This window comes from Lichenihabitans psoromatis, from assembly GCF_004323635.1.
Classification (GTDB): Bacteria; Pseudomonadota; Alphaproteobacteria; order Rhizobiales; family Beijerinckiaceae; genus Lichenihabitans; species Lichenihabitans psoromatis.
The window spans coordinates 2,286,595-2,300,092 of the sequence record NZ_CP036515.1; the positions used below are offsets into that span (position 1 = coordinate 2,286,595).

Annotated in this window: 15 protein-coding genes and 1 tRNA gene; 4 read left to right on the top strand and 12 right to left on the bottom strand. The window is 63.9% G+C overall.

Annotated elements, in window-relative coordinates; all coding sequences use genetic code 11:
• Positions 1-47 precede the first annotated feature (47 nt).
• From EY713_RS10660 to EY713_RS10670, 3 genes are all read left to right on the top strand, one after another.
• Entirely contained in the window at positions 48-2,498 is a 2,451-nt protein-coding gene (locus EY713_RS10660; protein WP_131114759.1) for a transglycosylase domain-containing protein, read from the top strand.
• Positions 2,499-2,592: 94 nt separating this feature from the next.
• Positions 2,593-3,498: a cation diffusion facilitator family transporter gene (locus tag EY713_RS10665; RefSeq protein ID WP_131114760.1), complete on the top strand. Its 906-nt coding sequence runs from the start codon at positions 2,593-2,595 to the stop codon at positions 3,496-3,498.
• Between the two features lie 108 nt (positions 3,499-3,606).
• A complete protein-coding gene (locus tag EY713_RS10670; protein ID WP_131114761.1) occupies positions 3,607-3,819 on the top strand; it encodes a YgaP-like transmembrane domain in 213 nt (70 codons plus the stop codon).
• A gap of 76 nt (positions 3,820-3,895) precedes the next feature.
• Here EY713_RS10670 and EY713_RS10675 read toward each other — a convergent pair whose 3' ends face one another.
• From EY713_RS10675 to rplU, 4 genes are all read right to left on the bottom strand, one after another.
• Positions 3,896-4,156: a GlsB/YeaQ/YmgE family stress response membrane protein gene (locus EY713_RS10675; RefSeq protein ID WP_131114762.1), complete on the bottom strand. Its 261-nt coding sequence runs from the start codon at positions 4,154-4,156 to the stop codon at positions 3,896-3,898.
• A 177-nt stretch (positions 4,157-4,333) separates the two neighbouring features.
• Positions 4,334-4,975, bottom strand: a complete 642-nt coding sequence (locus EY713_RS10680; RefSeq protein WP_210215331.1) for a GNAT family N-acetyltransferase — start codon at positions 4,973-4,975, stop codon at positions 4,334-4,336.
• A 227-nt stretch (positions 4,976-5,202) separates the two neighbouring features.
• Positions 5,203-5,472 (bottom strand): 50S ribosomal protein L27, encoded by a 270-nt coding sequence (gene rpmA, locus EY713_RS10685; protein WP_131114764.1) that lies wholly within the window; start codon positions 5,470-5,472, stop codon positions 5,203-5,205.
• Positions 5,473-5,555: 83 nt separating this feature from the next.
• On the bottom strand, positions 5,556-5,933 hold the full coding sequence (gene rplU, locus EY713_RS10690; protein ID WP_131114765.1) for a 50S ribosomal protein L21: 378 nt from the start codon (positions 5,931-5,933) through the stop codon (positions 5,556-5,558).
• A 328-nt stretch (positions 5,934-6,261) separates the two neighbouring features.
• Between rplU and EY713_RS10695 the strand changes: the two genes are divergently transcribed.
• Positions 6,262-6,351 (top strand) — tRNA-Ser (locus EY713_RS10695).
• Here EY713_RS10695 and EY713_RS10700 read toward each other — a convergent pair.
• The 8 genes from EY713_RS10700 to trbL all read right to left on the bottom strand — a co-directional run bounded on the left by EY713_RS10700 (position 6,319) and on the right by trbL (position 13,496).
• Positions 6,319-7,968: a recombinase family protein gene (locus EY713_RS10700; RefSeq protein ID WP_131114766.1), complete on the bottom strand. Its 1,650-nt coding sequence runs from the start codon at positions 7,966-7,968 to the stop codon at positions 6,319-6,321. The two genes, EY713_RS10695 and EY713_RS10700, sit on opposite strands and share 33 nt — an antisense overlap.
• Entirely contained in the window at positions 7,961-8,359 is a 399-nt protein-coding gene (locus tag EY713_RS10705) for an HVO_A0114 family putative DNA-binding protein (RefSeq protein ID WP_131114767.1), read from the bottom strand. Before EY713_RS10705 ends, EY713_RS10700 begins: the two co-directional genes overlap by 8 nt.
• Before the next feature lie 140 nt (positions 8,360-8,499).
• Entirely contained in the window at positions 8,500-8,907 is a 408-nt protein-coding gene (locus tag EY713_RS23565; protein ID WP_131114768.1) for a hypothetical protein, read from the bottom strand.
• A 24-nt stretch (positions 8,908-8,931) separates the two neighbouring features.
• Positions 8,932-9,177 (bottom strand): DUF2274 domain-containing protein, encoded by a 246-nt coding sequence (locus EY713_RS10715; protein WP_131114769.1) that lies wholly within the window; start codon positions 9,175-9,177, stop codon positions 8,932-8,934.
• Positions 9,174-10,412, bottom strand: a complete 1,239-nt coding sequence (locus EY713_RS10720) for a TraB/TrbI/VirB10 family type IV secretion system protein (protein WP_131114770.1) — start codon at positions 10,410-10,412, stop codon at positions 9,174-9,176. Before EY713_RS10720 ends, EY713_RS10715 begins: the two co-directional genes overlap by 4 nt.
• Positions 10,409-11,452 carry a P-type conjugative transfer protein TrbG gene (gene trbG / locus EY713_RS10725; protein ID WP_131114771.1) on the bottom strand — a complete coding sequence of 348 codons (1,044 nt, stop codon included), beginning with the start codon at positions 11,450-11,452 and terminating at the stop codon, positions 10,409-10,411. Before trbG ends, EY713_RS10720 begins: the two co-directional genes overlap by 4 nt.
• On the bottom strand, positions 11,449-12,138 hold the full coding sequence (gene trbF, locus EY713_RS10730) for a conjugal transfer protein TrbF (protein WP_131114772.1): 690 nt from the start codon (positions 12,136-12,138) through the stop codon (positions 11,449-11,451). The genes trbG and trbF overlap by 4 nt, the downstream gene beginning before the upstream one ends.
• The gene (gene trbL / locus EY713_RS10735; protein ID WP_131114773.1) at positions 12,138-13,496 is read right to left on the bottom strand and encodes a P-type conjugative transfer protein TrbL; all 1,359 of its coding nucleotides are present in this window, start codon (positions 13,494-13,496) and stop codon (positions 12,138-12,140) included. Before trbL ends, trbF begins: the two co-directional genes overlap by 1 nt.
• Positions 13,497-13,498 lie beyond the last annotated feature (2 nt).

The window sequence follows — 13,498 nt, forward strand, 5'->3', positions numbered from 1 at the left end:
CTGCATTACCGTCAAGACCATCCCCGGATCGGGGATTGAGACGCCAGATGCGGAACGGCCGACACCATGAACCAGGCGGAGACAGCGAACGCGACGGCCGCCGGGAGCCTCGGCTCGACCCGCCTCTCGGGCGACGGCCGGTGCGCGGCGAAATTCACATCTCGTCCGATGACCGGACTGCTCCTCCGCCGGCTCACGGCGGCACGGTACAGCGCGAGCGCGTCGAGCCCCATTTCCGAGCCCCGCTCTCTGCCGACGCATCCGTGAGCACACGCAAGGGCGCACGGTCCGGCAAGGGCGGCAGCCGCGATCGCGCGCCGTCCCGCCCGGCGCGGCGGCGGCGTTCGGTTCTCGGCCAATTATTCTCCTGGTGCCTCGTGCTCGGCATCTGGGCCTGCATCGGTCTCGTTGGGCTGGTCGCGTTCTATGCCCGCGAATTGCCGCCCATCGACCAATTGTCGGTGCCGAAGCGGCCGCCCAATATCGCCATTCTGGGTGAAGACGGCGCGGTGCTGGCCAACCGGGGCGATACGGGTGGCGCCGCCGTTCGCCTCGCCAACTTGCCGCCCTACTTGCCGAAAGCCTTTGTGGCCATCGAGGATCGGCGCTTCTACTCGCATTTCGGGATCGACCCGATGGGGATTGCCCGCGCGCTCACCCGGAACGTCGTGGGCGGCGGCGGGATGCAGGGCGGTTCGACCCTGACGCAGCAACTCGCCAAGAACCTGTTTCTGACGCAGGAGCGCACGGTGTCGCGGAAGATCCAGGAAGCCATTCTGGCAATCTGGCTTGAGCACAAATACACCAAGGATCAGATCCTCGAACTTTATCTCAATCGCGTCTACTTCGGCTCGGGCGCCTATGGGGTCGAGGCTGCGTCCCAGAAATATTTCGGCAAGAGCGCTCATGACGTGAGCCTGGCCGAAGCGGCGGTGCTGGCCGGTTTGATGAAGGCGCCGACCAAGCTGGCGCCCAACCGCAATCCGGCCGGAGCGACCGATCGCGCCGCCCAAGTGCTGAGCGCCATGATGGAAGAGGGCATGGTGTCGGATGCGGCCGGAAAGGCAGCGCTCGCTAATCCCGCCAAGGCCGTCAAGGAACGCGACGCCACCGCCATCAACTATGCGGCCGACTATGTGATGGATGTGCTGGCCGACACGGTCGGGGCAATCGATCAGGACATCGTGGTGACGACCACGATCAACCCGGCGATGGAGCAGGCAGGCGACCATGCGCTGGGGGACGAACTCAATGCGAAGGGCACCAAATATGGCGTGAGCCAGGGCGCGCTCGTCGCGCTTGATCCGACCGGCGCCATCAAGGCCTTGATTGGAGGCCGCGACTATGGCGACAGCCAGTTCAATCGCGCGGTTGCGGCCAAGCGTCAGCCGGGCTCCGCCTTCAAGCCCTTCGTCTACCTGACCGCGATCGAGAAGGGCTTGACGCCCGATACGGTTCGAGAGGATGGCCCCATCAACGTGAAAGGGTGGCAACCCGAGAATTACAGCCGCGACTATGCCGGCCCGGTGACGCTGACCAAGGCGCTGTCTCTGTCGCTCAACACCGTCGCGGTCCGGCTCGGGCTCGAGGTCGGGGCCAAAGCCGTGGTCAAGACCGCGCATCGGCTCGGCATCACGTCGGAGTTGCAGCCCAACGCTTCGATCGCGCTCGGCACCTCCGAGGTTTCGCCCCTTGAACTCGCCACCGCCTATGTGCCGTTCAGCAACGGCGGGCAGGGCGTGCAGCCCCACATCATCACCCGTGTGAAGACGACCGACGGAAAACTGCTCTACCAACGTAAGGCGACGGGCTACGGTCGCGTGATCGACCCGGTGGACGTTTCCATGATGACGGCCATGATGCAGCAGACGGTGTTGACCGGCACGGCCCGCAAGGCCGATTTGCCGGGATGGCAAGCGGCCGGCAAGACCGGCACCAGCCAGGATTGGCGCGATGCCTGGTTTGTCGGATATACGGGCGCGCTGCTGGCAGATGTCTGGGTCGGCAACGACGACGGCACCCCCACCCGAAAGGCGTCGGGAGGTAACCTGCCGGTCGAGATCTGGAGCCGCTTTATGCGGGCCGCTCTCAAGGGCACGACCCCGATTCCGATTCCCGGCGGCGTCTGGAGTGCTCCTTCATCCGTCACCGATCCTTCCGTCGATCCCGCAGCGGGGCCGGCTCCAGGCGGCCCTATGGCGTCGATGCCGGCGCGCGACCCGGCGACCGGCCATGCGGCGGACGCTGCTCCGACGACGCTCGGGCAATTGATTTCGCATGCTCTGACGGCACCGCCCCAGACCGCTGCGCGCCGAGCCGCCGGCGCCCCGATGCCGCTCGGCAATCTCCCCGGTCAGTCCGAGGCGTCGCCCGCTCGCAACAATCCGCCGCGTCACGACCCGAACGCCCTGCTGCCCCCGGCCGCGATCCCCTCACGAGAAGCGAACCAGCAGCCCGGCGATGACCGGAACTTGCTTCAACGCTTGTTCGGCGGCTGATCCCGCGCTAACGCTCCCCTGACGTAGGGCTCCGAACTCTCGGAGGTCGTGATGACGGTCGCGGCCCTTCGGGGCCGGTCGAGAGTGGAACCGGATGGACAGCATTCAACGCATCGCTTTGGGCAGCATCGGCGTCGGTCTGCTCGTCCTCGCGCTCAAATATCTCGCGTTTCTGCTCACCGGCAGCGTGGCGCTCTACTCCGACGCACTTGAAAGCATCATCAACGTCATCACGGCCGTCGCGGCTTTCATGGCGGTTCGCCTCAGCGCCAAGCCGGCGGACCGAAACCATCCCTATGGGCACCATAAGGCCGAATATCTCTCGGTGGTGCTCGAGGGCGTCTGCATCGTGCTGGCTGCGTTTTCGATCCTGCGTGAAGCCTATTTTGCAGTCTTGGCACCGCATCCAATCGAGGCGCCGCTGAAGGGCCTGCTGATCAGCGGCGTTGGCACGCTCATCAACGCGGCCTGGGGCTATCTGTTGATCCGCCGAGGGCGCATGGCCCGGTCGCCGGCTCTCGTGGCGGATGGCAAGCACCTGTTCGTCGACGTCTACACGTCAATCGGCGTCGTGATCGGTGTCGGGCTCGTGATCCTGACCGGGATCCAACAACTCGATGCGATCGTGGCGGCTCTTGTGGCGGTCAACATCATCTGGTCCGGATGGGGGCTGATGAAAGAAAGCATCGCCGGTCTGATGGATGAGGCGGCGCCGGTCGATCTTCAGGACCAGATTCGCGCGGTGCTGATGCGCCATCTCGACGGCACGATCGAGGTGCATGACCTCAAGACGCGATCGGCCGGACGGGTGACGTTCATCGAATTTCATCTGGTTGTCGAAGGCCGGATGAGCGTCTCGGATTCGCACGCCATTTGCGACAAGCTCGAACGCGTGTTGCAACAGGCTGTCGACGGGGCCCTGGTGACGATCCATGTGGAGCCGGAACATAAGGCCAAGCAGACCGGCAGCATGGTGGTGTCGACCGGCGATTTGAACTGACGGCTGCTGTCTGTCTTTAGCTAGGTTTTGCCCAACGATGCCCTACATAAGGAGTGCCGTTCGAGCAGTCCTTCGGCACCTCTCGTTGCACATACAGGAGCACAAACGATGTCGACCAATCTTCCGATGGAATCGCACGATCACCAGAATATTTCCATGGGCGAGCGAAGTCTCTCGGTAGTCGGCGGCCTCGTTCTCGCAGCCGCCGCAGCCAAGCCGCGCCCCAACCCCCTGTTGAACATCGCCGCCCTCGCGATCGGGTCCTATCTGGCTTATCGCGGCGCAACTGGCTTTTGCCCGATCAAGGCTCAACTCACCTGAGATAAAAAAAGCCGGAAACACGTGGCTTCCGGCTTTTTGACGATCGACAATCGACGCGTGTCGCGCCGACGTCACTTCAGATCGCCGACGACCGGCGAGCGATGAAGCCATAGATGGCCAGCACGATAATCGCACCGACGATCGCGCCAATAAATCCTGCGCCTTCGCCTTCGTGATACCAGCCGACGGCTTGGCCCAGATAGGTGGCTACAACGGCGCCGACGATGCCGAGGATGGTGGTCAGAATGAAGCCGCTCGGCTCATTCGGTCCCGGCATGATGAATTTCGCGATCATGCCCGCAATGAACCCGATGATGATGGTCCAGATAATGCCCATGGTGTTTCCCCGTAGCCTCGTCAAAGGTGACGTGGCGAAACTACGGCGGATTGTCTCCTCTGGAAAGATGCCGCACGTACCGAGTGGGCTCGGCTGCAGCGGAAATCTCGGATGTGTGCCTCGAGGGCGACGCTGTTGGCGGTAAGGCGGCGGAGCGTGTCGGCTCCGCCGTTTCTTTCACACGCGATCGATGTCGGGCATCGCGGGGACCAGAACCGCTTGGGGGCGCGGCTCGAGACGGGGCATGCGCCACTGTTTGAGGCTCACCCAGGTGCGGCGGCTCAACCGGAACCGATCGGACGAGATCATACCCTCGCGGGCCGGGGCATGTTGAAGGGCCGTGCCCTCGTAAGCGAAACCACTCTTTTCGAGCACGCGCCGCGCCGCCGAGTTGATGACACGGCATGAGGCCTCGAGAGCGGTCACGGACGACAGCATGAAGGCCGTATCGATCATCGCCTGCGCGGCTTCGGTCGCGAGACCCTGGCCGGCATGGGTGGGCGATAGAACGAAGCCAAGTGACAACCCGGTCGGGATGGGATCGAGCCCGATCAGTCCGATCGGCTGCCGATCGTCTCCGGTCTGGGTCAGCAGAAGCTTCAGACCTAAGCCGGAGCCGTTTTTGCTGCGCCAACCATCAATGCGTTTTGCCGCCTCGGTCTTGGGGTAGGGGTGTGGAATATGGGCCGTCATCTCGGCCACGTCTTTATGGCTGGCAAAGGTCGTCACGGCATCGGCATCCGCGACCTCGGGCCAACGCAGCCACAAACGCCGGGTTTCTAGCCGGAAAACATCGTCCCGTGTGAGTTCGGGAAACATGCCAAGCTCCCAGTCCTGAAGGGCCCGCCGCGCGGTGCCCCTGAAACGACGAAGGGGAGGTGACACTCACCTCCCCTCTGCCGTTCCTTGCGGACGGTGCCCTCGAGGGCCTGGACTTGCTCGCTCATCGGATGCCGTCTGGCATCAAAGAGCGGTTCTGCTCGCCTGAGAAGAACCTTGTCCACCGGGGTTTTGAGTGCCGGTGGGGTCCTTCGTCAGGCTCCCACCTATTCGGCTGCGTTGGCGAGCGGCAGGACCGCTACATAGGCGCGACCATTGCCTTTTGTTTGGAATTCTACTTTGCCGTCGGTGAGGGCAAAGAGCGTGTGGTCTTTGCCACAGCCGACATTGGCGCCGGGATGCCACTTCGTGCCGCGTTGGCGCACGATAATGTTGCCGCCGAGCACAGCTTCGCCGCCGAATTTCTTGACGCCCAGACGACGGCCGTCCGAGTCACGACCGTTGCGGGACGAGCCGCCTGCTTTTTTGTGAGCCATTGTGGTGCTCCGAAATCTTCGATAGTGCGACCGGCGAAACCGGCCTCGAATGAAACGGGCCGCAGCATGCTGCGGCCGATGGATCAGCCTGCCGCGGTTTCCGCGACGGGAGCCGCCGGAGTAGCCGCCTTAGCCGGGCGTCGCGATTGGCCGCCGACCAGGATATCCGTGATCCGGACGATCGTGAGGTCCTGGCGATGGCCGCGCTTGCGACGCGAGTTCTTGCGGCGGCGCTTCTTGAACGCGATCACTTTCGGGCCGCGATCATGCTCGACGATCTGGGCCGATACGCTCGCACCCTCAACCAGAGGCGCGCCGATCTCGACCGTCTCGCCGTCGAAGAAGCTCAACACCTCGAACGACACCGTGTCGCCCGCTTCACCCGCGAGGGTCATGACCGTAATCTTGTCGTCGGCGGTAACGCGATACTGCTTACCGCCGGTCTTAATAACTGCGAACATCGTTTTCCTCGTGTTCAATCCCGATACTCCGAGCGACATGCCCGTGATCGGCTTCTTTGCAGTGGACCAGCAATGGGTGCCCCAAGCTCGCATCCTCGACTTCGGCCGAATGAACGGGAACGAAGGATTGGACAGGGTGCGGCGAAGCCGCAACTTGGTGCAAGGGTCGCATAGGCTCCGATGACCCGTCTGTCAAGCGTTTGACACAAATCCCGATTGCGCGGTCGATCCAACATGCGAGGCCCGATCGCGCGTCCATGGGTTGTGAAGCCATTCCCAGCGTGCTAGGTGCGACCCGACCACGCCGATGTGAACCATCGACGCCCGCGGAGAGGTGGCAGAGTGGTCGAATGCACCGCACTCGAAATGCGGCATAGGTGCAAGCCTATCGGGGGTTCGAATCCCTCCCTCTCCGCCACTTCAGTCCCAAACTGGGCACGCCGATTGCCGCCGATTTCCCTCCGGAAACGGCGGTGAGCGTGCGAAGCAGCTCTCCTTTCGATCCCATGATGCGCACTTCGGTTTCGCCGACCTCGACGCGCTGGGCGAAGGCGCGCAGGTGATCCCGCCGATAGCCGCCCCCGTCGAGCCGGATGCGCTGGCGTGCTACGTTAGCAAAGCGGCGCACTGCGGCGGGTGTGACGGCCTGATTGCCGGAGTTTTCGAGCATGGCTTGCGCCCGCTCGGCATCGACCTGCGCCTGGTCGCGGAGCGCCTTCAAACCGGTGATACGGTCTTTCAGCGCCGGGTCGGACAGATCGGCCACGCCTGATTCGATCGCGTCATAGAGGCGCTTCAGCCGCAGGTCGGTCTCGGCCGCGCGGCGGTTCAATTCTGCGATATGTTCCTGCCGCCGTTCTGCTCGTTCATGCCGACGGTCGAGAACCGAGGACAACACCTCTTCCAGCCGATCGGGGTGGAGCAGTCGATCCTCGATATGGCTGGCGACGATGGTGTCGAGCTTCTCCATCGGGATCGAGCGGCCCGAGCAGCCGGTCTCGCCCTGCCGCGCCTTGATCGAGCAAGTGTAGTAGCGATAGCGCCCGCCCTTGCCCGTGCGGATGGTCATGGCCCCGCCGCACTTCTTGCAAAAGCAGATGCCGGTGAGCAAGGTTGGCCCGCTGACCACGCGCGGCGGCGTGACCTTGGGATTGCGCGCCCGCAAATGCGCCTGCACCGCGTCGAAGGTGTCCGTGTCGATCAGCGGCGGCACGGAAACCATGACGATCTCGCTGACCGGTTTCAATTCCTTGGATTTGCCGCGCTTGTTGAACTCATGCTCGCCGATATAGGTGCGCCGGGTCAGGATGCGGTGAAGCTGGCCGATGCCCCAACGCCCGCCGTCACGGGTGAAGATGCGGCGCGCATTCAGATGGCTGACGATGGCCTTGACGCCCATCGGGCCGGATGTGCCGTTCCCCTCCAGCGCCAACCGATAGATCAGCCGCACCGTGTCGGCGTGCAGCGGATCGATCTCCAGCTTCTTCTTGGTCTTGGACCCGCGCTGCTCGGCCGCAACGATGCGATAGCCGATTGGCGGTAACGCGCCGTTCCAGAAGCCCTGCCGCGCGTTCTCCTTGAGAGCGCGTATGACGTGCTTGCCGTTCTCCTTCGACTGATACTCGTCGAACAGCGCCATGATCTGGCGCATCATGACGTGCATTGGATCGTCGCCCATTTCCTGGGTGATGGAGACGAGCTTGACGCCGTTCTTGGCCAACTTGCGGACGTAGAACTCCAACTCGAAGTGATCGCGGAAAAAGCGGCTGAACGAGTGGACGACGACGATGTCGAAGGGCGCGGGCTTGGATGTCCCCGCCTCGATCATGCGCTGAAACTCAGGACGGCGATCGTTGGTGGCAGATGCGCCCGGTTCGACGAAGGTGTCGATGAGTTGATAACCGCGCGTGACGCAATAGGCTTCGCCCTGCCGCTTCTGGTCGGGGATCGAGACATCGTGCTCGGCCTGCCGGGTCGTCGAGACGCGGAGATACAGAGCGGCGCGTGTGGCGACCAAGGGAGCTTCTTTATTCATGAATAGTCTCCTTCGGCCGCGACGCTTGGCGACGGCCGGTCAAGGCCAGTTCCAGCATGACACGATCGTAGACAAGTTTGGGTGCGAGCTTGCGGCCATCACGCACCATGCGGATCAGTCCGTAACCGATCATGGCCTTGAGGGTGCGCGAGAGATTTGATTTTGCACGTCCCGTCAGCGCGGCCAAGGCGTCGAGGGAATCAGGTTGCTCGGTCGCGATGAGGCGCAGCATCTCGCGATTGGGAGCTGACAATACCTTGGAGAAAGATTCCGTCGAGACAAACCAAGCGGTCGGATCGCCCGGCGACGGTTTCTCCTCACCGCGCGCGATGCGCAGCGTGCGGGCCTTCATGTCCTCGGAATCGGCAATGCCGACCTTCAATATTTTCATGGCGCAGAGCCTTCATGCTGGCACTCGCCGACCCGACAAACGTGTCAAACGGCGAACAGGTAATCGCCGCATTAGTTATCATAGTAATATAACTATTTCAAGGGAAGATGTGCCTCCAGAACCGATGCCTACCCGCTGGATCAGACTGACTTGCCGAGCAACTCGTCGAAGATGTCGCCGAACCACGCTTCGAACAGGTCGATCTCGGCGTCCGTCACCGGCACCCGTTCGGGCCAGTCGTCGGTAACGGTCCAGGTCTCGACGTCGTGCTTGGGCGGTCGGCCGATGCGAGGCGCAGGCGTCTCGATGTCGTCCTGCGGGATATAGTCGTAGAGGTCGTCGGGCAGTATACCGGACACGACACGGAGCTGGCTTTGCGAACGATCAGCGCCGCGCCGGAACATGGGAATATCGCCTTGTGAGAATACCAACCGTAACGACAATCGATCCTTCGCCCTGACGCCGCGTAAGTCTTCCAGCAACAACGGATCGCGCAATTTGTGAAGACGGCGTATTGCGAAACCTCGATCGGGTTTTGCGATCAGCACGACGAAAATCGGCGGTCGTCGACATCACGACTGCCCGCCCGCACCTGAAGATGACGTGCTGCGCCGCGCCTTGGAGAAGGCCCGATCGGTAGCGATGAAGCGCTCCAGCATCGGCACGATCAGGCGAATGGGATCGGCTGGCGGATGACCGGCCTCGCGGCCGAGGATTTCGGCGTAGGCGGCAAGATCGCGGTGTAGCGTCGCCGGAAGATCAACCGTGACCTTCACGGGCTTGTCGTCGGCAATGGGGCCAAGTTTCAGCTTGGTCATGGCGTAGCTCCGTATGCTTCAAGTACGAGATCGCGCGTAACAAGGACTCGGACAGGAAAGCCTGGCCGGATGGTCAGTGTCGGCGCGATGTTGAGCTGACGGCTGACGATCTGCTGGCCGGTCTGGCTGACGCTTTGCGACGCGCCCTGTCGCAGCGCCTGAACGATATCGCTGTCGTTGCCAGATGATCCTGCCTGCGCGCCGACACTGAGCAGCGTCGAGAGTGCGGCGGCCTTGAAGAGTTCACCCCAGTGATAATCGACCCTATCCTCCAGCCCGGCATAACCTTCGGCGTCCGCACCCGGCTGGCGCTCCAGCACGATGGAACGGCCGTTGGGCATGATGAGGCGGTTCCAGACCAGCAGGATACGACGCTGGCCGAAACCGACGCCATTGTCGTACTGACCGATGATCCGCGTGCCCTGCGGCACGAGCAGGATGCGGCCTGTCGGGCTGTCATAGATGTTTTCCGTGACCTGCGCCGTGATCTGGCCGGGCAGATCGGAACGGATGCCGGTGATGAGCGCCGCCGGGATGACAGCGCCGGCTTGAAGCACGTTCGCCGAGGCGGGCGCGGCAACGCGATCGGTCGAGACGGTGCGCTTGTCGGGCGTCTGGTTGAGGAAGGCGAGCTGGCGGTCCTGCGCCGATGGCGTCGCCGGCTGCGGCGCGAGGCCGAGCGTGGTCAGATCCGGCATGGGCGTGGTGGCGTTCGTCGTGGTAGCCGCCGGTATTGTGGCATTGCGCGTCTCGGTCGAAGCGAACAGACGAGCTGTTCTCGCCGCCTCCCGTTCCTGCACGCGCCGCTGCTCCTCGGCGCTAAGGCCTGGTTGCTGCGTGGCGATACCCGGCGTCGGTACGCCCTGTCCTCGGTTCTGCGCGGCAAGCATCGGACGGCCGAGATCGCCGGGCAGTGCTGGGCCGAGAACCGGACCGGTATAGTCCTTCGGTAGACTGTTGAGACCGTCCGGGGTCGAGCGATTGTCGGTCGAATACAGTTCCTCGTTCGGCTTGCCGCCGTGCTGGCTCTGGAGCGCATAGATGAACGCGCCGCCTACGCCCGCGCTGGTGACAAGCCCCAGCGCCAGCAGCGCCTTGCGCGACAGGCGAGTGACGCGCGGCGGTTCGGCGCGCAAACGCATGGGGGCTGCCGGCTCGCCGGTCAGCGCACGGGCGTCGTCATCGCCGGAGGCTTCCGGCTGGCTCCCTTTCTTATCGGGCTCAATGTCGCTCACGATGCCGGCCTCCCATCGGTCCGGGTGACGCGAACGCGCTTTTGATCCTTGGCGGAACCGAAGCGCAGCTCGGCGGCAGCGAAGAGCCGATCAACGATCATGTAGTTCCCGCGCACGCGGTAGTTCACCAGTTCGGAGGTGTCGCCCTCGGGGCCGACGACGAAGAGCGGCGGCATCTCGCCCTGCGCGATGCCGCTCGGGAACTCGATGAACACCTGCCTTCCGTCGTCGAAGGCGCGCAAAGGACGCCACGGCGCACGATCGCCCGCGATCTCATAGCGGAAATTGACATTGGCGAGATCCACGCCCGACGCGACGGGCTGTATTGCTTCGGCCTGGGCATTCTGGCGACGCAGCGCGATCAATTGGTCCTGCGGATACTGCCAGGATACCGAGGCCATGTATGTCTTCTCGGTCGAACGAAGCTCGATATGGTAGGTGCGCAGATTGGTGTTGATGACGAGATTGGTCATCAATTCCGCCCGCGTCGGCTTGACCAGGATATGCACCTGTTTGGTTGCGCCCGTGCCACTCTCGGTGTCGCCGATGATCCAGCGTACCGTGTCCCCGGCGGCGACCGGGCCGGAGCCGACCAGCGTCTCGCCGGGCTGAAGCGTGACGTCGGTGATCTGACCCGGTGAGGTATAGACCTGATAGAGCGCGCCATCGACGAACGGGTAGATCTGGATGGCGTTGATGAAGCCGTTCCTGACCGGCTGCATCCGTGCGGCGGCATTGGCCTCGTTCACACGGGCCGCCGGGTCCGGCAGTTCGGGCGTCGGCTTGTCGCCCTTACCGATTGGCTTCAACTGGCCGGGCAGCGGCAGTAGCTTCGGCAGCTCCACCACCCTGACCGGCGCCGGCGGATCGACCGTCTGCACGGCGGGCACGGCATTGTCGTATGAGATTTCCGGCGGTTTCACCGCTGTCGCGCAACCGGCCAGCGCGGAGGTGCAAACGAGGAGAAGCGGGAAAGCGGATTTACGGAAAGCCGGTCTTCCATTTCTGTCGAGGGCGACGTTGCGGAAGATGGGCGTCATTGTCCTAGCTCCTTCGACCAATTGATGGCGTTGACGTAGATTCCGAGCGGATTGGCGCGGAGTTTTTCAGCGTCGCGCGGCGGCTGCACGACGATGGTGAGGATCGCGGTCCAGCGCTCGGTCGATGCGAGCGAACCGTCCTGATAGGTCCGCTGAACCCAGGCGACCCGGAAACTGTCGGGCGATGCGCGGATCACGCTGGAGACATCGACGGCGACCTGCGTCTTGCCGACCTTGGTGAACGGGTCATTGGCGCGGGCGTAGTCGTTGAGCGCCAGTGCGCCGCCTTGCGTGGTGAAGTCGTAGGCCCGCAGCCAGTTTTGGCGGACGATGATCGCGTCGGCCGGAATGCTTCGGACCTCCTCGATGAAGCGCGCGAGGTGGAAGGCGATCTGCGGATCGGTCGGCCGATAGTCGGCGGTCGCCGGGGCGACAGCCTGCGACGCCCCGAGCTTGTCCACCTGCACCACCCACGGCACGATTGAACCATTGGCGGATTGCCAGACGAGTGCGGCGGACAGTCCTGCCGACAAGGCGAGAGAACCGAAGGCCATCAGCCGCCAGTTCTTCGCCTGCACGCGGGCGGAGCCGATCCGGTCGTCCCAGACCTGGGCGGCGCGCTGGTAGGGCGTCTCCGGCTCGGGCGTCTTGCCGTAATGGGTCGCGGGTCGTTTGAAGAGATTCATCAGAGGTCGCTTTCGGAGAGGTTGACGGAGGAGCCCCCGCCATGGGCGTCACCGGACCGGACGGCGTGGGCGGCGGCCTCGACGCCGTGCGACACGGCTCGCGAGCGATTCATGCGCTTGGCCCAATCGGGCGGCTGGTCTGGGGCGGACGATGCCGTGCCGGTCGCGGCGGCAGCTTCGCCCTCGGCGGCATCACCACCGACCGCGCCGCCTGTGGTCTCGACGGCCGCACGGGCGCCCGACTGGAAGCTCGACGTCATGCTGTCGGCGGCTTTGGAAGCCGCGCGCTTAAGCGGCGACACCGCAGCCTGCGCGCCCGTGCTGGCGACATTGCCGAAGCCGGACGCGACACCTGCGGCGCCGGATTGCCCGGCCGCGCCGAGGCTGTAGGCGGTAGACGCACCGCCCGCGAGGGCAGCGCCACCACGGGCGGCGGCACCCGCACCAGCGGCCAGGGCTGCACCGCCCGATGCCACCGCGCCAACGGTTGCCGCACCTGCCGCGACCATTCCGCCAGCCGCAAGCCCCGTGCCAATCGCTGCGCCCGCACCAAGCTGCGGGCCGCCGGCGACGAGGCCGTTGGCGATGCCCGGGCCGAAGATGCCGAGGCCGAGCAGCGACAGCGCCGCCAGCACGATTGCCATGGCATCATCGATCGATGGTGTGGCCCCGCCGAACCCGGCGGTGAACTCGGAGAACAAGGTCGAGCCGATGCCGATGATGACGGCGAGCACCATCACCTTGATGCCGGACGATATGACATTGCCGAGCACCCGTTCGGCCATGAAGGCGGATTTTCCGAACAGGCCGAACGGTATAAGCACGAAGCCGGCAAGCGTCGTCAGCTTGAACTCGATCAGGGTGACGAAGAGCTGGATCGCCAGTACGAAGAAGGCCAGCAGCACGAGCGCCCAGGCGAACAACATGCAGGCGATCTGAATGAAGTTCTCGAAGAAAGACCAATAGCCCATCAAGTTCGAGATGGAATCGAGCAGCGGCCGGCCGGCATCGAGACCGGTCTGCGCCACCTTGCCGGGGCGCAGCAGATTGGCCGTCGTGAAGCCGGTGCCTGACGCCTTCAGTCCGAGGCCGGCAAAGCTCTCGAATATGATACGCGCGAGGTTGTTCCAGTTGCCGATAATATAAGCGAAGACGCCGACGAACAGCGTCTTCTTGATAAGCCGCCCGATAATGTCGTTGTCGCCGCCCATCGACCAGAACAGTGCTGCCAGCGTCACATCGATGACGATCAGCGTCGTGGCGATGAAGGCCACTTCGCCGTGCAGCAGGCCGAAGCCGCCGTCGATGTAGCGTGTGAAGACCTCAAGGAAATGGTCGATGACCCCGGTGCCCTGCATGG

Bases quoted from the DNA above. Each gene is read 5' to 3' on its own strand.
- EY713_RS10660 (WP_131114759.1), top strand. From the start codon at position 48: ATGCGGAACGGCCGACACCATGAACCAGGCGGAGACAGCGAACGCGAC.
- EY713_RS10665 (WP_131114760.1), top strand. From the start codon at position 2,593: ATGGACAGCATTCAACGCATCGCTTTGGGCAGCATCGGCGTCGGTCTG.
- EY713_RS10670 (WP_131114761.1), top strand. From the start codon at position 3,607: ATGTCGACCAATCTTCCGATGGAATCGCACGATCACCAGAATATTTCC.
- EY713_RS10675 (WP_131114762.1), bottom strand. From the start codon at position 4,156: ATGGGCATTATCTGGACCATCATCATCGGGTTCATTGCGGGCATGATC.
- EY713_RS10680 (WP_210215331.1), bottom strand. From the start codon at position 4,975: ATGTTTCCCGAACTCACACGGGACGATGTTTTCCGGCTAGAAACCCGG.
- rpmA (WP_131114764.1), bottom strand. From the start codon at position 5,472: ATGGCTCACAAAAAAGCAGGCGGCTCGTCCCGCAACGGTCGTGACTCG.
- rplU (WP_131114765.1), bottom strand. From the start codon at position 5,933: ATGTTCGCAGTTATTAAGACCGGCGGTAAGCAGTATCGCGTTACCGCC.
- EY713_RS10700 (WP_131114766.1), bottom strand. From the start codon at position 7,968: ATGAATAAAGAAGCTCCCTTGGTCGCCACACGCGCCGCTCTGTATCTC.
- EY713_RS10705 (WP_131114767.1), bottom strand. From the start codon at position 8,359: ATGAAAATATTGAAGGTCGGCATTGCCGATTCCGAGGACATGAAGGCC.
- EY713_RS10715 (WP_131114769.1), bottom strand. From the start codon at position 9,177: ATGACCAAGCTGAAACTTGGCCCCATTGCCGACGACAAGCCCGTGAAG.
- trbG (WP_131114771.1), bottom strand. From the start codon at position 11,452: ATGACGCCCATCTTCCGCAACGTCGCCCTCGACAGAAATGGAAGACCG.
- trbF (WP_131114772.1), bottom strand. From the start codon at position 12,138: ATGAATCTCTTCAAACGACCCGCGACCCATTACGGCAAGACGCCCGAG.
- trbL (WP_131114773.1), bottom strand. From the start codon at position 13,496: ATGCAGGGCACCGGGGTCATCGACCATTTCCTTGAGGTCTTCACACGC.